The 25,940-nt window shown below is 40.6% G+C and carries 26 protein-coding genes; 17 read left to right on the top strand and 9 right to left on the bottom strand.

Annotated elements, in window-relative coordinates:
- Nucleotides 1-70: 70 nt before the first annotated feature.
- From ACZ1GV_RS04340 to ACZ1GV_RS04385, 10 genes are all read left to right on the top strand, one after another.
- The gene (locus tag ACZ1GV_RS04340) at nucleotides 71-1,288 is read left to right on the top strand and encodes a polysaccharide biosynthesis protein (RefSeq protein ID WP_472675397.1); all 1,218 of its coding nucleotides are present in this window, start codon (nucleotides 71-73) and stop codon (nucleotides 1,286-1,288) included.
- The gene (locus ACZ1GV_RS04345) at nucleotides 1,278-2,426 is read left to right on the top strand and encodes an O-antigen polymerase (RefSeq protein WP_472675398.1); all 1,149 of its coding nucleotides are present in this window, start codon (nucleotides 1,278-1,280) and stop codon (nucleotides 2,424-2,426) included. The genes ACZ1GV_RS04340 and ACZ1GV_RS04345 overlap by 11 nt, the downstream gene beginning before the upstream one ends.
- On the top strand, nucleotides 2,414-3,574 hold the full coding sequence (locus ACZ1GV_RS04350; RefSeq protein WP_210559819.1) for a glycosyltransferase: 1,161 nt from the start codon (nucleotides 2,414-2,416) through the stop codon (nucleotides 3,572-3,574). Before ACZ1GV_RS04345 ends, ACZ1GV_RS04350 begins: the two co-directional genes overlap by 13 nt.
- Before the next feature lie 5 nt (nucleotides 3,575-3,579).
- Nucleotides 3,580-4,638, top strand: a complete 1,059-nt coding sequence (locus tag ACZ1GV_RS04355) for a hypothetical protein (RefSeq protein WP_472675399.1) — start codon at nucleotides 3,580-3,582, stop codon at nucleotides 4,636-4,638.
- Nucleotides 4,639-5,778, top strand: coding sequence for a glycosyltransferase (locus ACZ1GV_RS04360; protein ID WP_472675400.1), 1,140 nt, complete (start codon nucleotides 4,639-4,641; stop codon nucleotides 5,776-5,778).
- The gene (locus ACZ1GV_RS04365; RefSeq protein WP_210559816.1) at nucleotides 5,762-6,355 is read left to right on the top strand and encodes a sugar transferase; all 594 of its coding nucleotides are present in this window, start codon (nucleotides 5,762-5,764) and stop codon (nucleotides 6,353-6,355) included. Before ACZ1GV_RS04360 ends, ACZ1GV_RS04365 begins: the two co-directional genes overlap by 17 nt.
- Before the next feature lie 8 nt (nucleotides 6,356-6,363).
- Nucleotides 6,364-6,978, top strand: coding sequence for an acetyltransferase (locus ACZ1GV_RS04370; protein WP_472675401.1), 615 nt, complete (start codon nucleotides 6,364-6,366; stop codon nucleotides 6,976-6,978).
- On the top strand, nucleotides 6,979-8,154 hold the full coding sequence (locus ACZ1GV_RS04375; protein WP_210559814.1) for a DegT/DnrJ/EryC1/StrS family aminotransferase: 1,176 nt from the start codon (nucleotides 6,979-6,981) through the stop codon (nucleotides 8,152-8,154).
- Nucleotides 8,155-8,158: 4 nt separating this feature from the next.
- The gene (locus ACZ1GV_RS04380; protein WP_472675402.1) at nucleotides 8,159-10,117 is read left to right on the top strand and encodes a polysaccharide biosynthesis protein; all 1,959 of its coding nucleotides are present in this window, start codon (nucleotides 8,159-8,161) and stop codon (nucleotides 10,115-10,117) included.
- A 123-nt stretch (nucleotides 10,118-10,240) separates the two neighbouring features.
- Nucleotides 10,241-11,236 (top strand): DHH family phosphoesterase, encoded by a 996-nt coding sequence (locus tag ACZ1GV_RS04385; protein ID WP_472675403.1) that lies wholly within the window; start codon nucleotides 10,241-10,243, stop codon nucleotides 11,234-11,236.
- On the opposite strand, the gene ACZ1GV_RS04390 is transcribed toward ACZ1GV_RS04385, so the two are convergent.
- From ACZ1GV_RS04390 to ACZ1GV_RS04405, 4 genes are all read right to left on the bottom strand, one after another.
- The gene (locus ACZ1GV_RS04390; RefSeq protein WP_210559811.1) at nucleotides 11,214-11,810 is read right to left on the bottom strand and encodes a hypothetical protein; all 597 of its coding nucleotides are present in this window, start codon (nucleotides 11,808-11,810) and stop codon (nucleotides 11,214-11,216) included. The two genes, ACZ1GV_RS04385 and ACZ1GV_RS04390, sit on opposite strands and share 23 nt — an antisense overlap.
- Nucleotides 11,811-11,838: 28 nt before the next feature.
- Nucleotides 11,839-13,317 (bottom strand): capsule assembly Wzi family protein, encoded by a 1,479-nt coding sequence (locus ACZ1GV_RS04395; RefSeq protein ID WP_472675404.1) that lies wholly within the window; start codon nucleotides 13,315-13,317, stop codon nucleotides 11,839-11,841.
- An 85-nt stretch (nucleotides 13,318-13,402) separates the two neighbouring features.
- On the bottom strand, nucleotides 13,403-13,672 hold the full coding sequence (locus tag ACZ1GV_RS04400) for an EscU/YscU/HrcU family type III secretion system export apparatus switch protein (protein ID WP_210559809.1): 270 nt from the start codon (nucleotides 13,670-13,672) through the stop codon (nucleotides 13,403-13,405).
- A 50-nt stretch (nucleotides 13,673-13,722) separates the two neighbouring features.
- Nucleotides 13,723-14,661: a hypothetical protein gene (locus ACZ1GV_RS04405; RefSeq protein ID WP_472675405.1), complete on the bottom strand. Its 939-nt coding sequence runs from the start codon at nucleotides 14,659-14,661 to the stop codon at nucleotides 13,723-13,725.
- Nucleotides 14,662-14,753: 92 nt separating this feature from the next.
- On the opposite strand from ACZ1GV_RS04405, the gene ACZ1GV_RS04410 reads away from it, so the two are divergent.
- The 5 genes from ACZ1GV_RS04410 to ACZ1GV_RS04430 are packed head-to-tail and all read left to right on the top strand — an operon-like array spanning nucleotide 14,754 to nucleotide 20,006.
- On the top strand, nucleotides 14,754-16,682 hold the full coding sequence (locus ACZ1GV_RS04410) for a heme lyase CcmF/NrfE family subunit (RefSeq protein WP_210559807.1): 1,929 nt from the start codon (nucleotides 14,754-14,756) through the stop codon (nucleotides 16,680-16,682).
- Between the two features lie 2 nt (nucleotides 16,683-16,684).
- Complete coding sequence (locus ACZ1GV_RS04415) at nucleotides 16,685-17,284, top strand: redoxin family protein (protein WP_472675406.1); 600 nt, start codon at nucleotides 16,685-16,687, stop codon at nucleotides 17,282-17,284.
- Nucleotides 17,281-17,853 carry a cytochrome c-type biogenesis protein gene (locus tag ACZ1GV_RS04420; RefSeq protein ID WP_472675407.1) on the top strand — a complete coding sequence of 191 codons (573 nt, stop codon included), beginning with the start codon at nucleotides 17,281-17,283 and terminating at the stop codon, nucleotides 17,851-17,853. Before ACZ1GV_RS04415 ends, ACZ1GV_RS04420 begins: the two co-directional genes overlap by 4 nt.
- A 3-nt stretch (nucleotides 17,854-17,856) precedes the next feature.
- Complete coding sequence (gene ccmI, locus ACZ1GV_RS04425) at nucleotides 17,857-19,158, top strand: c-type cytochrome biogenesis protein CcmI (protein ID WP_472675408.1); 1,302 nt, start codon at nucleotides 17,857-17,859, stop codon at nucleotides 19,156-19,158.
- Nucleotides 19,155-20,006 (top strand): MlaA family lipoprotein, encoded by an 852-nt coding sequence (locus ACZ1GV_RS04430; RefSeq protein WP_472675409.1) that lies wholly within the window; start codon nucleotides 19,155-19,157, stop codon nucleotides 20,004-20,006. Before ccmI ends, ACZ1GV_RS04430 begins: the two co-directional genes overlap by 4 nt.
- A 28-nt stretch (nucleotides 20,007-20,034) precedes the next feature.
- On the opposite strand, the gene ruvX is transcribed toward ACZ1GV_RS04430, so the two are convergent.
- The 4 genes from ruvX to rsmE all read right to left on the bottom strand — a co-directional run bounded on the left by ruvX (nucleotide 20,035) and on the right by rsmE (nucleotide 22,962).
- A complete protein-coding gene (ruvX, locus tag ACZ1GV_RS04435; protein ID WP_472675410.1) occupies nucleotides 20,035-20,469 on the bottom strand; it encodes a Holliday junction resolvase RuvX in 435 nt (144 codons plus the stop codon).
- Complete coding sequence (locus ACZ1GV_RS04440; RefSeq protein WP_472675411.1) at nucleotides 20,469-21,047, bottom strand: YqgE/AlgH family protein; 579 nt, start codon at nucleotides 21,045-21,047, stop codon at nucleotides 20,469-20,471. The genes ruvX and ACZ1GV_RS04440 overlap by 1 nt, the downstream gene beginning before the upstream one ends.
- Before the next feature lie 44 nt (nucleotides 21,048-21,091).
- Entirely contained in the window at nucleotides 21,092-22,045 is a 954-nt protein-coding gene (gene gshB / locus ACZ1GV_RS04445) for a glutathione synthase (RefSeq protein WP_472675412.1), read from the bottom strand.
- A gap of 185 nt (nucleotides 22,046-22,230) precedes the next feature.
- The gene (gene rsmE / locus ACZ1GV_RS04450; RefSeq protein ID WP_472675413.1) at nucleotides 22,231-22,962 is read right to left on the bottom strand and encodes a 16S rRNA (uracil(1498)-N(3))-methyltransferase; all 732 of its coding nucleotides are present in this window, start codon (nucleotides 22,960-22,962) and stop codon (nucleotides 22,231-22,233) included.
- Nucleotides 22,963-23,106: 144 nt separating this feature from the next.
- On the opposite strand from rsmE, the gene ACZ1GV_RS04455 reads away from it, so the two are divergent.
- Both ACZ1GV_RS04455 and ACZ1GV_RS04460 read left to right on the top strand, forming a co-directional pair.
- Entirely contained in the window at nucleotides 23,107-24,000 is an 894-nt protein-coding gene (locus ACZ1GV_RS04455) for an ABC transporter ATP-binding protein (RefSeq protein WP_472675414.1), read from the top strand.
- Entirely contained in the window at nucleotides 23,997-25,331 is a 1,335-nt protein-coding gene (locus ACZ1GV_RS04460; RefSeq protein ID WP_472675415.1) for an ABC transporter permease, read from the top strand. Before ACZ1GV_RS04455 ends, ACZ1GV_RS04460 begins: the two co-directional genes overlap by 4 nt.
- Nucleotides 25,332-25,633: 302 nt before the next feature.
- Here the strand turns inward: ACZ1GV_RS04460 and ACZ1GV_RS04465 are convergent, their stop codons facing one another.
- The gene (locus ACZ1GV_RS04465) at nucleotides 25,634-25,873 is read right to left on the bottom strand and encodes a hypothetical protein (protein ID WP_472675416.1); all 240 of its coding nucleotides are present in this window, start codon (nucleotides 25,871-25,873) and stop codon (nucleotides 25,634-25,636) included.
- Nucleotides 25,874-25,940: the final 67 nt, after the last annotated feature.

The following is a 25,940-nucleotide window of genomic DNA, read 5'->3' on the forward strand; positions in this document are numbered from 1 at the left end:
TAAGTTACTCGTTATAAATATAGTATAGAAACTATAAAAAATAGCAGTACAAAGTAGTTTAGAGACTCCATTGATAAAAAGAATAAAAAGCCTTGGAGCGAGCGGTATCTTAGTTGCATTGGCACAAGTATTCCTTATTGTGGTGATCGCACAGTTTCGTGGCTTACAAGAAATTGGAGAATACTCCTATATATTAGCCATATGCGTGCCACTCAATGTGTTGGGGCTGTTTGGTTTTAAACAATTATTGGCGTCGGAAGTAAACGTCGCTAGCGCATTTGATAACGTGTTAAAAATGCGTTTTATTTTTCATTCGGCTTTGTTTTTAACTTTTTTAGTGGTTGCTACCTATTTAATAACCAAATTTTCCGTCAATGTTTCAATTCCGCTTCTTGTTGCCTTATGTTTATTTAAGTTTATTGAGTCTCACCACGAGCTTGAGTTAGGCAAGTATCAAAATCAAAATCTAACTCACGCTATTGATAAATTGAATGCCTTTAAGTTTTCTGTTTACGTTTTAATTTCGTTGTTAGTAATGCTGTCCGATTTAGAACTATCGTTGTTGTTTGCATTTGGTAGCCTTATTTTATTTATTCATTACTTTAGTGTTTTGCGGCCATTGCAGTTATGTAACAGTGAAACACAACATAAGGTATTGGGCCGGTATGTTTTTAAACGTTCTTCCCATCTAGTCTTTATTGCGCTTTTTACGGCTGTGTTGGCTAATTTGCCTAAATATTACTTAATGACATTTTCGACTATTGAACAGTTAGCTTTATTTACGATTTTTTTTCAAGCTATGTCTTTTGTAAATATGTTAGTGATTAATTTAGTAAATTATCAATGGGGTAAAATTAAGATTAGCGTTGCTCAAAATTTAACGCCCACTATTTCTCACTTAGGTAACGCAGATATTAAAAAACTAGTCTTATTAATATCTGCAGTGTCCCTGGCAGTCATATGCTTTTCTTTTGTTTCAATTCAGCTTGTTTCTTTTGTATTTAATATAAATGCGCAATCTTATTTTTTTGAATGGTTAATTATTAATGTTGCTTTTGCGTTAAATTTTTATTCTCACTTGTTAAATGCATTAAATATTATGTTAAAACGAGAAAAGGTATTAGCTCGAACAACTATTTTAATACTAGGTATAGGTTTGTTGGCATGTCTATTTTTACCAAATGGACAGGCATTCTTTAGCGCAAGTTTGTTGCTACTGATTATTTTTGCTTTAAAAGGAGTATTTGGAGCTTACATCCTATTATTGGGAGGCCGGAGTGACAAATAACAACCGGCTTATTTCACCACTAATGTTTTATATATTGTTTTATATCTATTTTACGTTAGGACCTGTTTTAGCTTACTACCTTGGTTTTGGAATATATTCAGGCATTAAAGAAACCTATATAGCTGACGCCGTCACCGTATTTTGTGTTGCTTTACTAGGCTTGTTTGTTAGTAAAATTGTGCAAAGTCGACCGAGCAAAATTTTAGTCGGTGAATCTAGCCGAAGTAAATGGCATGTTCAGCTTGTTCTTATCGCATTGAGTTTAGTATTGGGTTTAGCCTACTTAAATTTAATGATGAAAATTGGTGGTGCATCAAAAAAGTCTGACATTTTAGATAAAATAGGGGCGCTACATTACATCGTTATGTATATAGCTCCTTTATTGGTGTGTATTCGCCTATCTATTAAAAGATCCTTTACTAAGTATGATGCTGTTATTTTTATGGCATTCACTTGGTATTGCTTGTTAATTGGTGAACGCGACTTTGTTCTCATTATTATCCCATGTATTTTAACTTATTCCCTTTATCGAAAAATAAGCTTAACCAAGTTAGGTCTATTATTGCTCGTTTGTTCGATATTATTTACCGCACTGAGTCTACTGAGAGCTAATCTAGAGGGTGACAGTGTGCTGGAAGCCTTAAAAGCCATTTTAAGCCAAGGTAGTAACCTTATGATTGTAACTAACGTGTTGAGGTGGATAGAGGTTGGTTATTTTGATTTTTACTATGGAGTAACATACGTAGATTCTGTTTTATCACTTGTCCAGCTAAAGCAATTTGAAACTATAGGCCGATTAACAATTTGGTTTACCGAAATGTATGGGGCGAACGTACGACCGGGTGCATTTGGTTTTTCAATAGAAGCTGAGGCATTCATGAACTTTGGTTACATTGGGGTGTTTGCTTTTTTCTTTTGTGTGGGAAGTTTGTTTAGAGTCTTCTGGTTAAGAGCGATAGCAGGAGACTCTTTAGCGTTATTTATTTCTGTCTACGCGTCATACATTGCAATTTACGCAATTCGTGGCGACTTCAACATGATGCTTAAAGGCATTGTATATGGTGTTTTAGCTTGGTTTTTCTTTTATAGCATTACCTATGGCCGTTTTATAATAAGGAAAATTAGTTGGGAAAGGTAATTTTTGTTTTTCATGATGCCAGGTTTGTCGTACTGCCAAATGGTGAATATTACACCCGTTCAAAAGCGGATGCCTTTTTCTGGCAACGTTATTTATCAGAGTTCGATAAAGTGGTGGTAGTTTCAAGAGTGGCTGAAGTGAGTGAAGTCAGCTCAGAATATAAAAAAGCGGATTGTGAAGGCGTAACTTTTGAACATTTGTGCAACTATCGAGGCATAGGTGGTTTTGTTCGCAATATCCTTAAGATGGTGAAAAAAGGGTGGTCACTCTCTAGGCGAATAAAAAAACAAAATGCGACGTTAGTGTTTCGGCTACCTTTGTCATTAACCGCAGTAATTCCAATGATTTTTAACAAGTACTCTGTAGAGGTTGTTGGCGACCCTTACGATGCTGTGGCAGGACGAACAGTTAGTTCTAAAATGATTGCCTGGTTGTTGAAGGTTAAAATGAAATGGGAAGTTAAAGGCGCCTACGCAAGTTCTTTTGTTACTGAGCATAGTCTACAAAAGACTTACCCTCCTAAGAGAGGGACCTTTTCCACCAATTATTCAAGTTTAGCGTTGCTGGATACGGACTACTTTTTACGAGAACCTGAATCGGCAAACAAAAACTCTTATCAAATATTAAGCGTTGGAAGTTTAGAGCATTATTACAAAGGTCCAGATGTATTATTACATGCGTTAAAAAAAGTAAGAGAGAAAGGCCTAGACGTTAATTTAGTTTGGGTTGGCGCAGGGATAAAGCTAGAAGAGGTTAAAGGGTTAGCTAATGAGCTTGGGCTGAGTAATGCAGTTAATTTTGTTGGTTTTTGTGATTTTAACGAAATAAAGACATGGCACAAAACATCTGATGTATTTGTATTGGCTTCACGACAGGAAGGCTTACCAAGAGCCATGATCGAAGCCATGGCAAGTTCAATGTGTTGTGTAGGCACTGATGTTGGTGGAGTAGCAGAGTTAATAACGAACAAACTTATTGCCCCGCCAGATAATGTGGATGATTTGGCAAGCCGCCTATTAACAGTATTAGAGCAGTACCCACTGAGAAATGAACAGTCCCAATTAAATTTTGAACATGCACAAAAATATAAAAACAGCCTCCTACAAAAAAGGCGAAATGAATTTTACAGAACTATAGAAGGGCAATGAGCTAAATGAATTATTTTGTACCTATTGACAACATTCTTGCGGTTAAAACCAATCTGAAAGACTTTAAATGGTCTTATGGACTATGCATGCCACAATCTACGAGTGAGAAGTTTGATAACGCACTAATTAAAATAGAGATAGAAGTAGTCGGTGGTCGTTTGTGGGAAACCCCACCAAGTGATGAAGAAACAGGTAAGTTTCACTATTTTTCGGGTAATAAAAAGGCTGGGAAAATATTTTATAATCGTAACTTTTTCTTTGGTAGAAAACTTCAATATGAACTTTCTGGATTGGAAACAAATGAGATAAAAATCAAAGTAAATAAAGACTACCTTAGGTTCGTGACTCATCGTTTTATGAATGTTCATTCGGTAGGGTATATTTTAACAGACATAGTTAATTTAAAACTTCTGCATAATAAATTGGCTCCGCTTCACTGTTCTGGCATCGCCGATGAAACAGGTTCTTATTTAATATTTGCTCCACCAAATACGGGTAAAACGTTATCGAGCATGAAGCTGTGTATGGAAGATGGCTATCGTTTTGTAGCTGAAGATTTAGCGGTAACCGATGGTACGCAAAGTCACGCAGTACCTTGGACTAGTACTTTTAGGTATTACAGTGATGTCGATAATAGCAAATTTAGCCGTTTTCTGAATTGGCTCACCGAAAAGGTTGCGGTTATTGAGCTGTTTGGGTTTGGCAAGATAGAACCAATTACTAAGTATGTTGATGAGGCTAAAATAGCACAAGTTGCTGATGTTAAGGGAATCTTTATATTAGAGCGAGGCTCTGACAGTGTTGCTGATATCGACGCCCAAACGGCTTTTAATATGTGTTTAAACTTAGATAGATACGAATTTAACTACATGAGAGCACCTGCCATTATAGCTTATGAGTACTTTAATCCAGAGGCGAATATTCAGTCGGCTCTAAATACAGAGCAGGCACTTTTGAGTCAACTTATGGAAAAAGCGGATTTTATTAAGGTTGTTAAAAATGATAATGCCTTAAATTATAGTTCGTCTATAAAGACGGTTGTTTCTAAGGTGGCTACGTCATAAATGAAAGTGTTGGTTGTAGTAACCTCAGCGTTAAGTGTTGAAAGTTTTTTAGAAGGCCAGTTTAACGCTTTTGTAGAAAGTGGTATCGACGTGCATTTAGCGGTTAATACTGCAACTGTGCGCCGTGCACTTCCAAGAGGAGTTACGGTTCATGATATGGGGTTTAAACGGGAAATTAGTTTATCAAAAGACATTAAGTCTTTATTTAAGCTTATTCGCTTAATCAAAAAGATTAAACCCGATATCGTACATACTCACACACCAAAAGCATCATTGTTGGGGTGTTTTGCTGCGCGCTTATGTAAGGTAAAAGCCATTATTTATCATTTGCATGGCTTAGTTGCTATGGAAGCTGGCCTAGAAAAAAAGTCTGTGGTGAGTTTTGTAGAACGGTTACCGTTTAAACTTTCAACCCATATTTTGTGTGTGAGTGCGAGTCTTCAAAAGTGGGTTGTCGATCATGGTTATTGTCAAAACTCGAAGATTTCGACCCTAGCGCATGGCTCCATTTGTGGTGTAGATACCACAGAAAAATATAACGTTAGCAAGGTAAAACCTATATGGCCTGTTGCTAACCACGCGCCAGCACAACGATTTATTGTTGGTTATGCCGGTAGGGTATGTGTAGACAAGGGAATTGACGACTTTTTAGAATTGCTAAGCATCTTAAATAGTCAAGCGGACGTTTTTACTGGCTTGATTGTTGGCCCAATAGAAGATGCTAAATACAATAACCTTAATGACATACCTAATATTGTCCACATTGGGTATGTTAGTAATGTAAATGAGTATATAGCGAGTTTTGATGTATTGGTGTTACTTTCAAAGCGGGAAGGTTTTGGTTTGGTTGCTGCCGAAGCAAATGCGTTAGAAATCCCAGTTGTGTGTTATCAAATTCCTGGTTTAGAAGATGCGGTTGCCGATGGCGAAAGTGCGACTCTTGTGAAATACCAAAAAATAGACGCAGCGGTGAGTGCGGTTTGGTCTTACTATTCCAGTTCCGGCTTAAAAGAGCGTCATGGCAAGGCTGGAAGAGAGCGTGTTGAACATCTTTTTAATCCAGATGTGTTAACGGCTTGCCAAATCAACTTTTATCAATCTCTTATAAATCACGAGGTGTGCAATGAAAAGGGTATTTGATGTTGTTTGTGCATGTAGTGTACTAATTGTAACTATGCCTTTATTGTTGGTTCTGGCCCTATTAATTCGTTTTAAGCTTGGTTCTCCAATTTTATTTACACAAAGTCGTCCAGGGCTTCATGGCAAAGTATTTAAAATGGTTAAGTTTCGCTCTATGACTGACGAAACGGATGCACTTGGTAACTTAAAGGCCGATGAAGAGCGATTAACAAAGTTTGGTCGCTTTCTGCGTTCGACAAGTTTAGATGAGTTGCCAGGTCTGTTTAATGTGTTGAATGGCAATATGAGCTTAGTTGGACCAAGGCCTTTGCTTGTTGAGTATTTACCTTTGTATAGTGAACAACAAGCTCGTCGGCATGATGTTAAACCGGGTATAACTGGTTGGGCGCAAGTTAATGGGCGAAATGCGATTGATTGGGAAACAAAGTTTGCTCTTGATGTTTGGTACGTCGACAACCAGAGCTTTTGGTTAGATATAAAAATACTATTTTTAACAGTAAAAAAGGTGCTGATCAGAGACGGGATTAGTGCTGAAGGCCACGCTACTATTTTACCTTTCAGAGGTAATATAAAGTGAGGGTTGCAGTGTTAGGCGCTAGTGGTCATGGTAAAGTTGTTGCAGATATCGCGGAATCATGTGGTTTCCAGGTAACCTTTTTTGATGATAGATATCCAGAAATGAAAGGGATTGAGCATTGGACTGTTAACGGCAATACCGCCGATCTTATTAGGGTAAAAAATCAATTTGACTGCGCTTTTGTAGCAATAGGAGATAATACGATAAGAGCAGCAAAACAGGCTGTTCTTCAGACGCATGGATTAATATCGACCTCACTAATACATCCATCGGCTGTTGTGAGTCGTTATGCGCAAATAGACCATGGCACGGTTGTCTTTCCTGGTGCAATAATAAACAGTTTTTCTAAAATTGGTGCCGGGTGCATAATAAACTCTAATTCTGTAATAGAACATGATTGTAATTTAGGAAAATTTTGTCATATTAGTCCTAATGTTGCTTTGGGTGGTGGTACAAGGATTGGTAGTAAGTCTTGGATAGGGATTGGGTCTGTTACAAAGCACCTAATTGAGATAGGAGAGTCTGTTGTCATAGGAGCGGGCTCTACTGTAGTATCGAATGTACCGAATTATGTTATTGCATACGGCACACCAACAAAAATAATAAAGGCTGTAGACTCTTAAATGTTAAATACGAATTTTTCGCCATGGCCAAGTTTTACGGCTGAAGAGGCGACTGCGGTTCAAAACGTATTATTATCAAACAAAGTTAATTATTGGACAGGCTCAGAAATTAAAGCTTTTGAACTAGAATTTGCCCAATATTGTCAAACAAATTATGCAGTGGCCGTTGCTAATGGCACACTTGCATTAGACTTAGCCCTCAAAGCGCTCAATATTCTGCCGGGTGATGAAGTAATTACTACTCCCCGCACCTTTATAGCCTCAGCAAGTAGTATTGTAAGTGTCGGCGCTGCACCAGTATTTGCAGATGTTGACCTTAATTCTCAAGCTATTACAGCGAAGTCGATAGAAGCGGTTCTCACTAAAAATACCAAAGCAGTTATTGTTGTGCATTTAGCGGGAATGCCAGCTGAAATGGATGACATTATGGCTTTAAGTGAAAAGCACGGATTTTATGTCATTGAAGATTGTGCACAGGCGCACGGTGCTGTTTATAAAAATCGGCCAGTTGGTTCAATAGGACATATAGGTGCGTGGTCATTTTGCCAAGATAAAATAATGTCTACTGGTGGTGAAGGTGGAATGGTGACTACGAATGACAAAGCTCTGTGGTCTAAAATGTGGAGTTATAAAGATCACGGTAAAAGTTACGATGCCGTCTTTAATAAGTCTCACCCTGCTGGTTTTAGATGGTTTCATGAAAGCTTTGGAACAAACTGGCGGATGACTGAAATGCAGGCTGCTATTGGCAGAATTCAACTGAGCAGAATGCCGACGTGGACCAAGGCTAGAAATGAAAATGCAATAAAAATCAATAAAGTCGCTGCAAAATTTCCATTAGTTCGTGTCGTTGATGTTCCAGAATATATCACTCATGGCGCTTATAAACATTATTTGTTTGTTAATCCTGAGCGACTCGCAGAAGGTTGGTCTCGAGACAGAATTGTCGACGAGATAGTCGCAAAGGGAGTACCGTGCTATCAAGGAAGTTGTTCTGAAGTTTATTTAGAAAAGGCGTTTGAAAACACTCCTTTTGCGCCACCGACTAGACTGAAGGGGGCCGTTGAATTAGGTCAAACGTCCTTGATGTTTTTAGTGCACCCGACATTAACGAATCAAGAAATGGAACAAACTTGTGCCGTGATAGAGACTATATTTTCATTGGCTCAGGGGTAAGATAATGGATTCGTTTTGGAGCAATATATTTAATTCCACCAGAACCATTAAACGACTGATCACTGTTTTCCTTGACGCTTTGTTTATATTCCTTGCATTTTTTGGCGCTTTTGCAACGCGTCTTGAGCATTTTGATACTATTTATGATATTGAAATGTGGTTGGTCTTTTCGATTTTATTACCAGTTAGCCTAATTATTTTTACTAAACTTGGCTTGTACCGAGCTATTTTGCGATACGTAAATGTACAAGCTATGTGGGCGATTTTAACAGGCTGTTTTTTATCATTTGCTACCTTAGTGACGATAGAGTTTTTGTCGAAAGTTGGGGTACCTAGAACAGTTCCATTCATTTACGTTATTTTATGTTTATTGCTTGTGGGTGGATCGAGAATGCTAGTTAAGTCGGTAGTAACTCGGCGAAATGTTGACAATAAAACCTCTGTTATTGTTTATGGAGCTGGTTCTGCAGGAAGGCAGTTAGCCCTATCTTTAGAAAATGATCCTACCTATGCTGTCTGTGCTTATTTGGATGACGATGTATCAAAGCAGAATAACTTTATTCAAGGAATAAAAGTATACAAGCCTAGCGAAATTGATGAGGTTATTGAAGCCTATAGTGCCAAGGTTATTTTATTAGCGCTTCCGAGTGTAGATAGAAGCTACAGAAGGGAAGTGTTGTCGCAATTAGAGTCACTGCCGGTAGAAATAAAAACGGTTCCTCCGATGTCTGACATTATCGCCGGCAAAGCCAGTTTGAATGAATTCAAAGATGTTGATATTGAAGATTTGTTGGGCCGAGATCCAGTCGCACCTCAGCAAGACTTGATGTCGAAAAATATATATAAAAAAGTAGTATTGGTGTCAGGAGCAGGCGGCTCAATAGGCTCTGAATTATGTAGACAAATCATAAGGCAAAAACCAGAAAAGTTATTATTGTTTGAGTTAAATGAGTTTTCTTTGTACGAAATCGACAAAGAATTAAAAGGTTTGGGATTGCCTGAGGTTGAAATCATATCGCTTATTGGCAGTGTGCAGGATAAAGATAGAGTGGACTCCATTTTGTCGACGTTCACTGTGGACACGATATATCATGCTGCTGCATATAAACATGTTCCTATTGTTGAGCATAATGTGACGGAAGGAATAAGAAATAATGTATTTGGTACGTTAAATCTTGCTTCTGCGGCCATCACCTACAAGGTGCAAAACTTTGTATTAATATCTACTGATAAAGCGGTACGCCCAACCAATGTAATGGGTGCGAGTAAGCGAATGGCTGAACTAGTTTTACAAGCTCTTGCTCATGACCAGTCAAGCACTGTGTTTTGTATGGTGCGTTTTGGAAACGTATTAGGCTCATCGGGCTCGGTAGTCCCGTTGTTTAGACAACAAATACGCAATGGTGGCCCAGTGACCATTACTCATATGGATATTACTCGATATTTTATGACGATTCCTGAGGCTTCTCAGTTAGTTATTCAAGCGGGAGCGATGGCTGTCGGTGGCGATGTATTTGTTTTGGATATGGGTGACTCGGTCAAAATTGTCGATCTAGCGAAAAAGATGATTCGTTTTAGTGGTTTAGAGGTAAAAGACTTTAAAAACCCAAATGGTGATATTGAAATTAAATGCACAGGTCTAAGACCGGGTGAAAAGCTCTATGAAGAATTGCTCATTGGCGATAATGTCTCAGGAACCGAGCACAAACGAATTTTAACCGCGCAAGAAGTGATGTTGCCTTGGTCGGAGTTGGAAATATTAATTAATAAGTTGAAAGAAGCATGTTTGAACAGCGATCAAATTATGTTGCGTCATATTCTTTTGGAAGCACCAACGGCTTTTAGACCAAAAGACGATATTTGTGATTTAGTCTGGCGTGAAAGTAATAGAGAATTAGAACGAGCGATAGCAGAGTCGTATTATGACACATTGCCATCGGCAAACTACACTCAAGCGTCATAACAACGAAATAATAGAGCTTTGCCATGCAAAAAATAAAGCTCAAGTTTATAGTTGTTATGTTTACTAAAATTAACGATTTATAGGTGTGATGCAACGGTTTGAATAATGTGATTTGGGCGCAATATGAACTTTGATGTATTTAATGGCGATGCCGACGGTATTATTTCGTTATTGCAATTACGTTTGCATGAGCCTAGGCCGGCGCAATTAATTACCGGCATTAAGCGTGACATCAGCCTAGTAAAAAACATCCCGTTAGACGCCGTAAACCCGAATTCTCAGATCACTATTTTAGATATCTCACTTCGTAAAAACAAAGAAGCGCTTGTTGCTTTGCTTAAAACTGAGGCTAAGGTGTTGTACATTGACCACCACAAGCCTGGTCCCATTCCAAATACAGCTAATTTAACCACACATATCGAGCAGTCGGCTCGAAAGTGCACCGCGCTTATTATCGATGACTTACTTGAAGGAAAGTTTCATAACTGGGCTATAACAGCTGCTTATGGTGATAACTTAACACAAGTGGCGAATGAGTTAGCCTCGGACGCGGGCCTGAACAAGCAGCAAAAAGAATTGCTAGAAGAGCTTGGTACTTTGATTAATTACAATGGTTATGGCGCCAACACCGATGAGCTTGCCTATCATCCAGCTGTATTGTTTGAACTATTGCTGTCATACAACTGCCCCTTTGAATGTATTGCAGACGCCGACTCTCCCTATCACAGGTTAAAAGATTTGTATGAAGAGGATTATCGCCGCGCATCAAAAGCGGAAATACTTCATCAGTCGTCAAGTTGTTATTGCTTATTGCTTGAAAATAACGGGCCAAGCAGGCGCATCAGTGGCTCTTATGGCAATGAGCTTGCCAATGAGTTTCCGACTCGCGCGCATATAATTTTAACTACCCTTGATGCCGAGCATTATCTTGTGAGTTTAAGAGCGCCACGAAATCGCAAAAAAGGGGCCGGTGATATTTGTGCTCAGTTTGAGACTGGTGGGGGCAGAGCGGCTGCCGGAGGCATTAATAAGCTATCAAAAGCTCGTGTATACGAGCTTATTGACGCCGTTGAGCAGTATTACTCAGAGAGCACACTTAAAAATGATATGAAAGGGTAAAACTTAGACCTGCCATATTAGTGAAAGTGTCAGGCCCAGTTTCTGCATTAGCAGGAATATCATCTGGATGGATTTTATCGCGTGCCATCTTGTCCATAAATTGCACTTCAGTTCCTAGCGACCAGTTTTGCCAGTGTGTAGGTTGATAAAACGCACCAAAACCAAGAGTGTATCCGTATGCGGGTGATCGGAAGTCGTAACGTGCGGCACCAATATAAGCACCGACTTGCCATTGCCCATCAATGATATAGCGATAATCAATTGCTCTAAATGCCGTTAACAAGCTACCGTCTACATGTTGAAACTCAATTTTTGTTCCTAACAGGGATTGCTCGCCAACTCGTTTGTTGAGTGCAAAACCAACTAGAGGTGAAGTAGTTGCATCGCCGTAGCTGTCGGGTGCATTACTGTGATCTTCAAGCACCTTGGTTTTAAGCACACTAAAACCAAAGTCAATACGACCGTTTATAGTATTTACTTTACTAAGATCAATAGCATGACTATTTGTGACAAAGGCAAATGAACTTAACGCCAGTAAAATTGCAAAGCGGCGAAACGGATGACTATTATTCATTTTTATTCCTGTAGATAAGCGCATTGATTTACCACGCAACTGATAGAGTTAGGCCAGAGTGTTTTTCTGCCAGAGTATTTTTTCCGGTAAATAGTATGATACGCGTGTCCCAATCATCTATTACACCAAACCAGTTTACTTCAAATTGGCGTCCAGTGACGTAGTCATAACTGGCCAGAGGCTCATTTTTTGTCTGGTTATAATTGAATTCAAAACGATTTGAAGGTGAAACTTGCCAGCCTAAAGTAAGATTATGGTGCGTTGCGCCAACACTTTCACCAGCAATTGAGCTTAAACGGCGTCTTTGTTCCGCGGCAAAGTGGCCAATGAGGCTACCTTCGTTTTGCAGCCCATCTACATACACATGGTGACCATACCAGGCATTTTGCCATTGACTGTACTCATAATTTAACGACAGGCTGTTAAACATAAACGGGATGTCGAGTCCGGCCGACAGTGAGGTATTGCCAAGGCGGTAATTAGTCCCTCGGCTCGTATCTTCGCCTGCATACTCCAAATAAATAGAGAAGGGCACGGCGGCGTTAAAGTCAAAACGTGAAACAATTGAAGCTGCTTGATTGCCAAACTCTTGATCTGAGTTCAAACCCTCACGTGTATTGTCCGCGCCACTAGGGTCTAAAAAAGCATCAATAATTTCACTTATGCTAGGAGTACCGCGCTGATCACCGCCAGATTGTAAAACGCGATTTACCGCAAGCGTAAAACCATCAAAAGGTGATATGGATAAGTGCATGCCTGTAATAAGTGGCTTGCCACTGGTGTATTGGCCTTCAAATCTAATTTTATCGGAATTTGAAAGCTGACCTGCAAACAATTCGTAATTAATGTTCCAGCTAGTAAGTGGGACATTGTTGGCAAGTGAGATATTGGCAAAGCTAGGGGCATGAGTGCTTAATAACATTGCTGACTGCTTAAATGGTGATAACCAATGTGGTTTGTAGCCGATATCGAGTTGCGCTTGGGGTACACCAATTGAAATATAAGTATCTTCTAAGTTGGTTTCGCCTTGCCATCCTTTCACGCCACCACTAAATGCTAGGTATTCGCCAAAATTTAACACCATTTGGCCTTGAACTGACCAGCTTGAGTCAAAGGATTCACCGCGACGATTTGCTAACGTCATAGCCGGCTGCATCTCATAGAGATCTGAGCTTTTGCGTAGTTTTAAATCGATACTTGCATGATTAATATAACGGCCACTGTCGACCTTTTTTAGGTATTTTTTGACTTCTAAACATGCTCGAAGTACTGCTGGGGCGCGTCGCTGTTGTACATTACAGACTTTATGATAAGCCGGCTTTAGCGAGTTTATTGCTAGGGGCTTTTTTACTGTGCCACGTTCTGCGGCTATCATAATGCGATCGATATGAGATTCGAGCAAAGGGTCTTGATTTAAAGGAGTGTAGCCCGACACGCTTGCGGCTGTCGTGGCAAAACTAGAGAAAGCGATAAAGGCAGAGGCTGCACGTAACAAGTTTCGCGTCATAGTATTGAAAATTCCTGGCAAAATACGGGCTCTTCATTGAGCAGTTGTTTTGTATTCTAAACGAGCGAGTGCAGTGAAAAAAGGCTTATTTCCAACTTTCTGGAAACTTACCGCGTAAGACGTAACTAAAGGCGATCAATTCGGCGATGACCACATAAAGATTAGGTGGAATAGACTGGCCAGCTTGTAAGTGTTCAAGGCGTTTAAAAAGTTCAGGGTCTTGGTGAACGAGCAAATCGTTTTGTTTTGCGTTTGCGATAATTTGTTCGGCTAGATGATGATAGCCTTTAATTGCGACGTTCGGTGCATTTTTACCATCGTATAATAACGATAAGGCACCTAATTCATTTTCCATGTTCCCTCCTTTTAATTGTTAATTGTTTAAATAGTTAATTGTTTAAATAGTTAAACTTTTATATCAATCAGTCGGTGGCTGCTACTGTTTTGCGTTTCAGTAAGCTGCTCATCTAACTGCACACTGTTTTCTATTTTGAAACCAAACATTTCAAGGCGACTCGCTAATAATGGCCAGTGCTTGTCAACACTAGTAACGAGTGAAGGATGACTGCAATGACAAACCGAGGTTAAGTTGAGTTCATTTAAGTCAACGTCGATTGAAAGTATTCCTTGCTGATCAAGGTCAAAGGTAAGAGTAAAACGCAACGTTTGTGAAATGCCGTGTTGCACTTTGTTATTAGATTGTTGCTCATGCTGTTTTTCCGAGACTTTTTGTTGTTTTGCATGTTTATCCTCCTGGTGGAGAGGATTTACTGAGGTTTGTTCGCTCTGGGCATTTCTAGAAGTGTCGCTACCGGGCAGTTCTCTTATAATGAGGCTGGCTTTATCTTGCATGGCTATAGGGATTAGTAACTTTAACAATCCACCAATCATGGCTTGTCCAGACTGTTGAATTGCGCTGCTTTTACTTGCAAGGCTAGATGAACCAATTAGCCAGGATAGGCGTAATGCGTCGGGTACGGTGTGGTTTGCATTGTTAATGGTTCCTGACAACAATTGCATTTTGCTAATGAGTGGCAACCACTGAGAGGCCGTAAGTGTTGTTAGCCCTTGTTGGTTTTGGAATTTATTAAGCGATGTCACCAGCCAGTTTTTGATAGCGGTTGGCATGGTTTCAATATTTGGTTGTGGTGTGAGACTGAGCCATTGACTTAACGATGCTTTAAGATCGCTAGGAATAACAAAGGCTTGCTGTGTCGTCTGATTCGATTTAGATTGTAAGTGTTGGACCAAATAGGTAAACAGCACCGAAGCTTGCTGACTAGTGCTTGAATTGCTGTTGGTGTTTGCCTGTGTCGAGACAATCGGAAAAGTTTTAGATTCCATAATAAAAACAATGCTAGAGCGCCCTTGGTAAATAGGCAAGCTGTTTTCGCTATGTTACAATTTTGCCGCTTAAATTTTGGATAAGAAGAAGTATGATCCCTGAACTTGGTAATTTTGCTCTATTTATTGCGTTTGCATTTAGTTTGTTGCTGTCAATCTTTCCTGCGATTGGATTAAGAACAAATAATCTAAAATTGATGCAGTTAGCGCCAAACTTAACAATTGGCTTGTTTGCCTTTACGTTATTCTCTTTTGGTTGTTTGGTATTTGCCTTTTTAACCGACGACTTTAGCGTATTAAACGTTGCGCAAAACTCTAATTCCTTACTTCCTGTTCAATATAAATTTGCTGCCAGTTTTGGCAGTCACGAAGGCTCATTTTTGTTGTGGCTGGTGATGCAGTCTGGTTGGGCTTTTGCCGTTGTATTAAAGTCTAAAACGTTACCGGCGGAAATGCGTACACGAGTTCTAATGGTACTAGGATGGATATGCGTCGGTTTTTACGCTTACATTATCACTGCTTCTAATCCATTTGAGCGCACTTTACCTTACTTTCCTGTTGATGGCCGCGACTTAAATCCGTTACTGCAAGACGTGGGTATGATCATTCATCCGCCTTTGCTATATATGGGTTATGTTGGCTTATCTATAAGTTTTGCTTTTGCTATTGCGGCTTTGTTAAGTGGAAAATTAGATTCTACTTGGGCTAAATGGTCGCGCCCGTGGACGGCTGCTGCGTGGGCCTTTTTAACGTTAGGCATCACAATTGGTAGCTGGTGGGCTTATTCAGAATTAGGCTGGGGCGGTTGGTGGTTCTGGGATCCAGTAGAAAATGCTTCTTTTATGCCTTGGTTAGTTGCCACCGCGTTGTTGCATAGTTTAGCGGTGTCAGAAAAACGTAATGCTTTTAAAAGTTGGACGGTATTTTTAGCTATCGCTGGTTTTTCTTTGAGTTTATTGGGTACGTTTTTGGTGCGTTCGGGCGTTATCGTATCGGTTCACGCTTTTGCGACCGACCCATCGCGTGGTGTGTTTATTCTTATTTTATTAGCCTTGGTGATTGGTGGCAGTTTAACTCTGTACGCTGTTCGTTCGGGCTCAATTAAAAGTGTTGGACGCTTTTCTGCTTTCTCTCGTGAGACTATGTTGTGGGCGAACAATATCTTTTTAGTGGCCGCTACAATTATTGTTCTGCTTGGAACTTTACTGCCTTTGGTTCACAAAGAAATTGGTTTAGGTTCTATTTCGATTGGTGCGCCATTCTTTAACCAAATGTTTACTTATATTACTGTACCATTTGCGTTACTTCTTGGTATTGCGCCGCTGGTGCGCTGGAAACAAGACAAGCTTAATAAATTTGTTAAGCAGCCTATCGTCATCGCGCTAATTGCTATGTTGTTGTCTGCGGTTTGGTTATATGCAGAATTTGGTGAAGTGCTATTTTATGGTTGGTTGGGCGCCGTTTTAGGTTTGTGGATTGTTATGTTTACGCTTGTTGAATATAACAATACTCGCTTAAAACTTGGTTTTGGTAATGTTCCGCTTAGTCATTATGCGATGTCGCTAGGTCATATTGGTATTGCCTTTGTAATTGCGGGTGCTGGTTTAACGTCACAATACACGCAAGAAAAAGACGTGAAGTTGTGGCCAGGTGATTCAGCTGAGTTAATGGGTTATACCTATAAGTTTAATGCAATTACCGACGTGATTGGCCCAAATTACGAAGGGTGGGCCGCGGATATGTCGGTATACAAAGGTAATTATTTAGAGGCAAATTTGTTGGCCGAGAAACGTTATTATCCGGTGCAACGCAATACTATGACAGAGGCAGCGATTGATGATGGCTTTACTCGCGATTTGTATGTGTCGTTAGGTGAGTTATTACCAGATGATGCGTGGGCAATTCGTATTCATGTAAAACCTTACGTTCGCTGGTTATGGCTTGGCGGTATTTTAGTAGCGCTTGGTGGCTTTTTAACCTTGTTTGACCGTCGTTATCGCGGCAAAGTGAAAGGAGCCTAATCATGTCGGATAAGCAGTCTTCTAGTTTATTTAAGAACAAGCTCGCATTTTTACCTTTGGTGATTTTTGCCGTGCTGTGCGTGTTTTTATTAAAAGGCTTATTCAGCGATCCTAATGAGCGTGAGTCGGCCTTAATTAATCGACCTATGCCTGAGTTTTCGTTACCAGACTTGTACGATGAATCCTTAATTCATACTCGCCAGAGTGTCATTGGTAAGCCGATGATTATTAATGTTTGGGGCACTTGGTGTACAACTTGTAAATATGAGTTGCCTTATTTAACTAAGTTACGAACCGAATACGGCGTTCGTATTGTTGGTGTTTATTATGACCAAAACCATGCTCCGGCTTTTGGTGAGTTCGCCGACGTAAACGAAATTCGTCGAGACGTGACTAATATGGTGGGGCAATTAGGTAATCCATACGAGTTTAATATTTTAGATTTAGATCGTAGTTTGTCTTTAAACTTAGGCATCAGTGGTGCGCCTGAGTCGTTTGTTATTGATGCTAATGGCGTTATTGTTCTTCATCACATGGGTGACGTAAATGAGCGTGTTTGGCGAGATAAAATAGCACCAGTTTGGAACGAGGTGTCACTATGATTAAAGTTATTAGCGCAGTTATGACGTTTGTTTTGTTGCTTGGTGCTAGTTTTAATGCACATTCTGAAGAAACGATTGTGTTTAAAGATGATGTTCAAAAAGCGCAGTACCAAGAGCTGGTTGTTGAATTGCGTTGTCCAAAATGTCAAAACCAGAATATTGCTGATAGTAATGCGGTTATTGCCCGTGATATGCGAGTAAAAACTAAAGAATTGCTCGATCAAGGTTACACAAAAGACGAAGTAATCGGTTACATGGTGGACCGTTACGGTCAGTTTGCTCATTACCAACCGCCTATGACGCTTGCAACAAGCATGCTGTGGTTGGTGCCGGCTGCGTTTATTTTATTTGGCGTAGTGGTGTTGTTACGTCGTACACAAAATAAAGATTTGACTCAAAATGATGCCGATGAAAACTATCGTCACTCTTCGCTAGACCAGTCATCTTCAAATAAGACGTCGAATAACGCATCTGCAATCAATAAAAGTGCAATCGATGCTGAATTAGAACAATTGTTGGATGATGCGAGCAATTCTGATCAAACTTCTGACCGTCAAGAGAACCGTTAAATCATGAGTTTAAATTTTTCGATGTTTTGGACCTTAACTATTTTAATGTTTGCGGTCGCGTGTTTATTTATTGTGATCCCATTTGTGAAGTTTAACCGTGCACAAAGCGCAAAAGGCTTAAAGTCAGACTGGTATAAAAGTCGCCTTAAGGAACTAGAAGGTGAGTTACAGCGAGGACAATTTAGCCAACAGGAGTTTGATGCTGCGGTAACTGAGCTTAAACTAACGGCCACAGCAGAATTAAAGCTAGAACAAGTCAGTGGCGATGTTGCTGGCGTTGTTTCCGGCGATGTTGCCGGCGATAAACATTCCGCTCCATCAGAGGCGTCGAGAGCAGGTTTAATGCGTACTTACTTAATTGCAGCGATTGTTATTGTTGCTGCAGTCGTTTTTCCTGCTTATCACTACTACGGTGAGCAAGACAAGTTAGTACAATGGCAAGCCGCGTTAGAGCGTATGCCAGTGTTAACGTCTCAAGTATTAAACGACCAAAACGCAACACCGTCTGATGAGGATTTACGTGATTTTGCGCTAGGTTTACGAACTAAATTGCAACATGATCCAAAAGCTATCGGCTGGATGTTACTCGGTCGCAATTTGCAACTGTTAGGTGATTTAAATGGCGCCATTGATGCGTTTGATAAGTCTTATCGGATGGATCCAAACAGTATTGGCAATATGGTTAGCTTAGCGACGGCATTGCAGCAAAACGGCGAGCCGGGCGATTATAAGCGCTCAATTCGTGTGTTAAATAATGTGTTAAGGCTTGATCCACAAAACCTAACTGCGTTGATACTCGTTGCAGAAGGGCAAATGTTAGACGAGCAGTTTACTGAGTCGCTAACCGGATTTAAGCTGGTCTCACGAGTGATGTCGCCAAATGACAATCGATATCAAGCCGTGCAGCAACGAATTGATTACTTGTCGTCTAATACAACAGCAGTGGAAAATGCGGTTACCATAAAGATAGACGTCACTATTTCTCCAAATGTTAATTTGAACGAGTTTAAGACTTTGTTTGTTTTCGCTAAAAAGCCAGGTTTGCCTATGCCTTTAGCGGTTAAGAAAATTCCTGTTACAAAGGACATGTTTACAAATAACACATTCAACATTACGTTGACTGAAAGTGATGTAATGGTGCCTTCAATGTCCTTAGCAAACCAGCCTAGCGTCGAGCTATTTGCTCGTTTGTCGATAGATGATGAAGCGCCTCTTCAAACCGGCGACTTAGAAGCGACACTTGCTAATTTGACGTTACCAAGCGATGACACAGTAGTACTGAATATTAAAAAGGAAGGTAAATGAGTACCTCTTTAAAAGTTTTTTTTATAGCAGCCTTATTGGCGCTAACAACAGCATGTGCACAACAACCGACTAACACCCAAGCCCAGCAGGATGCTCAATCTACGGTCAATGAATCGCCGAAAATTGCTGCTGTTCCCGTTGATGCGCAAATAGAAGATGCGCCACTAACAGCGTCGATCCCGACTTATGCCGATGAGCGAGATCCGCTAGAGAGTATTAACCGTGATTTATGGCACTTTAACTGGGAGATACTTGATAAATACTTGCTTCGACCACTAGCGGTTGGATACACATCTCTACCTCAAGGTGCGCAAACAAGCGTTCGTAGTTTTGTGACTAACCTAGAAGAGCCGGGTTACGCATTGAATAGCTTATTGCAGGGAAAACTTAAAAAGACAGGCGTTGCAACAGGGCGCTTTTTAATTAATTCGACCGTTGGCTTACTTGGATTTTTTGATGTTGCTAATCATATGGGCTTAGTTCAGCACAAAGAGGATTTTGGCCAAACATTAGCGGTGACGGCTAACGTAGGCGATGGTCCATTTTTGATGTTGCCTGGTTATGGTCCAACAACCGTTCGAGATGGTGTAGGTGACTTTGTTGACGGCCAAATTTTCCCGATGTATTTAATTGATTGGCCTTGGAACTTGGTGAAGACGGGTATTAAAGCAGTTTACACTCGTGCTGACTTGATCCAACAAGAGCAAATGATCAATAACTCAACAGACTCTTACATCTTCGTGAAAGAGGCCTATTTTCAAAACGTGAATTACAAAATTTATGATGGAAATCCGCCAATCAAAGAAGAGTTTCAGTTAGACGATGCATTACTGGACGAGATAGATTAATTTAATCTCCGAACAAATTGGAAAATTATTAATAAAGAGACTCGAAGTAGCTTTCTAGAATAACCACTGCGGATTGCGCGTCTACATTGCCTTTTTTAAGGTTTTTATAGCCGCCACTGGCAAATAAGCTGGCCTTAGCATCGGTGGTGCTAAGGCGTTCGTCGTGCATATGAACTTGCACACCAAATCGGCCATGAACGCGGTTGGCAAATTTTTTCGCCTTCTGCGTCACCAACTGCTCCGTACCATCCATATTCAAAGGCAATCCCACTACCACTAAGTCGGGTTGCCACTCTTTCAGCAACTTTTCTACTTCGTCCCAGTTTGGAACGCCTTCTTTGGCTTTTAACGCTTTGATTGGTGAACCGGTGCCGGTTAATGACTGGCCAATGGCAAAACCGATACTACCTGTACCAAAGTCGATTCCCATAATGGTTTGTGGTTGATTTGGAAACTCTGACATTATGCGTGCCCTGCAAAGTGAGACAATTGACTGCTATCTATACCAAGCTTTTGGACGGCCAATTCCCAGCGCTGTTCGATTGGTGCATTAAAGATAAGCTCAGGGTCGGCATTAACAGTAAGCCATGAGTTGTTGGCGATTTCATCTTCTAACTGGCCAGCACCCCAACCGGCATAACCAAGGGTGACAACAAAGTCCAGCGGCCCTTCATCTGTACCTAAGTTCTCTAATATGTCCTTTGAGGTGGTTACCACAAAGTTATTCTTGAGTTGTAAGCTGGATGACCAAAGACGGTTGCCGTTATGTAATACAAAACCACGGTCTACTTGCACGGGGCCGCCAGAAAGGACTTTTTGCTCTTGTAGTGGTGAAGACTCTGGTATATCAATTTGTATCTCGGATAGTAGATGTCGAACCGACATGTCGGTTTGCTTATTAACCACCAAACCCATTGCGCCATTTTCGTCATGCTCACAAATGTAAGTTAGCGTACGCTCAAAGTAACCATCGTCCATCGACGGCATGGCGATAAGAAATTGATTAGTAAGACTAAGACTACTGTTAATTTTTATACTCATTGAAATTCAATACGCCTATATTTAATTCACTGTTAATTGTGTGACTATTTTGCGGTGATGCGCTTTTCTATTGCATCAAATAAGTGGCCGGTAATGCTTATATCAAATGCGCCTTCAATTTCTCGGATACACGTTGGGCTGGTCACATTAATTTCAGTAACGCATTCGCCAATCACGTCAAGACCAACAAAGATTAACCCTTTTTCCTTTAGCTTAGGTCCAATTGCGTTTGCGATTTTCCAATCGGTATCGCTTAACGGTCGCGCTTCACCGCGGCCTCCCGCAGCTAAGTTACCGCGTGTTTCACCTTTGGCCGGAATACGAGCAAGGGTATAAGGCATCGGTTCGCCATCAACAATTAAAATACGTTTGTCGCCATTGCTAATATCAGGAATGAAGGCTTGTATCATGGCGTACTGTTCACTGTGCGCGGTTAACGTTTCGATGATAACCGATAAATTAGGATCGCCTTTTTTAACTCTAAATATTGATGCGCCGCCCATACCATCTAGTGGTTTTAAGATTATATCGCCGTGTTCCTGATAAAAATCTTTTATTAAACTGGCATCGCGAGTAACTAGTGTTGGTGGAATAAACTCGGCAAACCAGCTGGTGTATAACTTTTCGTTGGCATCACGCAGGCTTTGTGGTTTGTTGACAACTAACGTGCCTTCGTCTTCTGCTCGCTCTAACATGTAGGTTGCATAAACAAACTCAGTATCAAACGGAGGATCTTTACGCATTAAAATGACGTCAAGATCGCCCAGTGGCATCGTTTTAACATCACCAAGAGAGTAATAGTCGTCAAAGTCGTAACGAACGGTTAACGGTTTACATTTACCAAACGCACGCCCGTCACGTAGATACAAGTCTTTCATTTCTAGATAGAACAACTCATAACCCCGAGATTGAGCTTCAAGTAACATCGCAAAACTAGAGTCTTTTTTGATGTTAATGTCTTTGATGGGATCCATCACGATACCGAGTTTAATTGTCATAGTTATTCCGTTTTTAGTTCATTTTGAAATGCGTTTTGTACTGATGTTACGTCACCGAGTTTTACCTAAGCTAAGTTAGCAAGTTTTACCTAAGTTAAGTCACTAAACTTTACCTAAGTTAAGTCATCAAACTTTACCTAAGCTAAGTCACCAAACTTTACTTAAGCTAAGTCACCAAACTTTACTTAAGCTAAGTCACCAAACTTTACTTGCAGCGCGGTTAACAAAGTTAAAGCGGCCGTTTCTGTACGCAGAATTCTAGGCCCCATTAGAATGTCTTGATATCCTGCGCTGTTTGCAGCTTCAATTTCTTGGTCGTTAAGACCGCCTTCCGGGCCGATTACAAATCTTACACCGGTTTCAGGCATTGTAAGTGATGATACGGAAATGGAGGCACGAGGGTGCAAATTCAACTTTAGCTGTTCAGTTTTTTGTTCAATAAATTCTTTAAACTCAATTGGCCTATGGATGGTAGGCACAAACGCTCGACCTGACTGCTCACAGGCTGCAATGGCTATTTTTTGCCACTGCTGATGTTTTTTATCTAGTCGCTCACCTTTGAGCTTAACGCCACATCGCTCCGTAAAGATAGGTGTGATGTCGGTAATTCCAAGTTCTACTGACTTTTGAATGGTAAAGTCCATTTTGTCACCGCGTGAAATACCTTGGGCAAGGTGAATTGAAAGAGGACTTTCGTTTTGTACGGATGTTTTGTTTTTTGCAACGACTTCCACATGCTTTTTGGTCACGTTGGTAATAACGGTTTGATAATCAAAACCATCGCCACAAAACAAGGCTAGCTCTTGTTCGGCTGTCATTCGTAGTACACGACCAACATGATTTGCCGCATCGGCGTCGAGTTCAAAAGGCGTGTCTAATTCAATTTGAGAAGGGTGATATATTCTTGGGATCCGCATACTTTTGCAAATAGTTGAGTTTTAATCGCTTTATTCTAGCAATCAAAGCGCTAGATAGAAATGAAGAATTGGTGTCTAATCGTGTTAATGATGTTGGCAAGTCGCTAACAAATAAAATTAATCACGCCATGTGGAGAAATTAACATGCCAGCAGTGGTCGAGGTCAAAAGCCTCAGTAAAAAATACGATGATGTTGAAGCCGTCAAAGGTGTGTCATTTAGCGTTGAACAAGGGCGATGTTTTGGTTTATTGGGCCCAAACGGTGCGGGCAAAACAACGACTATTGAAATGATGGAAGGCTTGATTCAACCGTCTAGTGGCGAAATCTCTTTTTTCGGACAACCGCTAGATAAGGAGTCGTTGAAAGAAATCGGTATTCAGTTTCAGCATACTGCGTTGCAAGACTTTTTAACCGTTGGTGAAACGTTAGACCTGTTTGGCTCGTTTTATCCAAATGCGGCAAGCAAGCAAGCGGTGATGGAGATGTGTAATCTTGTCGAAATTGAAAAACGCCGTCATCAAAAGTTATCAGGTGGACAAAAGCAACGTTTGTTATTGGCCCTGGCACTTATAAACGATCCAAAAATTCTATTCTTAGATGAGCCAACAACTGGCTTAGATCCTCATGCTCGCCGAAATTTCTGGGACTTAATCACTAAGATTAAACAGCAAGGCAAAACGGTGATCTTAACGACGCATTATATGGACGAGGCGGAGTATTTGTGTGATGACATTGTGATCATGGATCAAGGTGCCATCATTGCGCAAGATACGCCATCGCGTTTGTTGAATCAGCATTTTTCAGGCGCGATTATTCGTTTGCCCGTTGAGAATCTAGGCGACTATGACGTAGAGCAAATTGGCCGACCATTTGGCCATCATCATGTTGATATTGATGCACAAGATGTTGAGGTTTCTATCTCAGACTTACTTAAAAAAGGTGTTAAATTAGACGGTTTGCAGGTTAAATCAGCAAACCTTGATGATTTATTCATTAAGTTGACCGGACACCAATTAACGGAGGCTCAGAAGCCATGAAGGTCTTTTTCACCCGATTTTATGCCATCTTAAAAGCTCGAAATTTGGAGTTTTTTCGAGATCGTTCATCGCTCGCTTGGAGTGTGATTTTTCCCGTACTTTTGTTAGTAGGTTTTGCCGTGGTTTTTTCTGGTGATGGCAAAGATGTATACAAGGTTGGTGTTTTAAACTCAGAGACTTTATTACCTTCTGAACCAACTTCAACAGCTTCTGAACCAACTTCAACAGCTTCTGAATCAACTCCAACAGCTTCTGAACCAACTGCAACAAGTTCTGAATCAACTTCAACAGCCTCTGAACCAACTTCAACAGCTTCTGAATCAACTCCAACAGTTTCTGAACCAACTTCAACAGCCTCTGAACCAACTTCAACAAGTTCTGAATCAAAATCTGTATCAGCATCAACTGTTCAACTGCAACCTCATCCATTTTTACAAACAAAATACATTGAGTTTGTCGATTATAACGACTCTAAAAAGGCATTATCAAAGCTGCACCAGCATAGACTTGATCTTTTAGTGGATTTTAACAAACGTCAATACTGGCTAAATGAGTCATCACCAAATGGCTATTTTGTAGAAAAGTTGCTGTTGGCATCGTCCCTTAATGTACAAGAAAGTAGCACTAACAATTCGGCTGAAGGCCAGCTTAACTCAAATGACTTGGATTCGAATCAACAAACTGCAACAAACTGGCAGCAGCAAACGGTTGATGGGCGACAAATTCGTTATTTAGATTGGGTTTTACCTGGTATTTTAGGTATGAATATGATGTTTAGTTGCTTGTTCGGAGTAGGCTATGTCATTGTTCGTTATCGTAAAAACATGGTATTAAAGCGTTTAAATGCAACACCGGTCACGGCGCTAGAGTTTTTAACGGCGCAGGTGGTTTCGCGTTTAATGATTGTCATGTTTTTATCCTCGATGGTATTTATTGGCTGCGATTTATTGTTCGACTTTTATATGTTGGGTAGCTATCTAGACCTTATTGTTGTTGCTGCACTTGGCGCATTTTCACTCATTTCTTTGGGCTTAATGATCGCCTCTCGCTCGAGAAGTGAAGAGCTTACAGGTGGCTTACTAAACTTAGCGACCTGGCCGATGATGATACTGTCTGGAGTGTGGTTCTCACTTGAAGGCAGTCCAGAATTTATTCAAACAATTTCACAGGCCCTTCCGCTAACGCATTTGGTTGAAGGAGCCCGAGCGATTATGACTGAAGGCGCTAGCTTGATGGACATAAAACACCATGTGTTGACACTAATAGGCATGATAGTCGTGTTTTTAACGGCGGGGACTGTGATGTTTAGATGGGAAGGGGATGGGCGATAGCGATTCATCCCTGAATCGCGATGCCATCGCTGATAATCAAATGCCAGCGCCGCTGTTGGAAATCATTGCGTATATCGCTTCGCTGGATTTGTTATGCAGCGAGGACGGCATAAATACATCCATGTAGCCTCGGCGATTCATCCTTGAATCGCGACGCCGTCGCTGATAATCAAATGCCAGCGCCGTTGTTGGAAATTTCTAGGTAAATCGCTTCGCTGGATTGGTTATGCAGCGAGGTCGGCATAAATACATCCATGTAGCCTCGGCGATTCATCGTTGAATCGCGACGCCATCGCTGATAATCAAATGCCAGCGCCGCTTTTGGAAATCATTGCGTATATCGCTTCGCTGGATTTGTTATGCAGCGAGCCTGCTGCCTTAAGTTCGAACAAATTTTCTATACCGCAACGACTCACTTCGCCAAAGAACAGATGAACATAACTACTGCAACGACTCACTTCGCCAAAGAACAGATGAACATAACTACCGCAACGACTCACTTCGCCAAAGAACAGATGAACATAACTACCGCAACTACTCACTTCTCCAAAGAGCAGATGAACATAACTACCGCAACGACTAACTTCGCCAAAGAACAGATGAACATAA

It is taken from the genome of Psychrosphaera sp. HA2-10, from assembly GCF_055693745.1.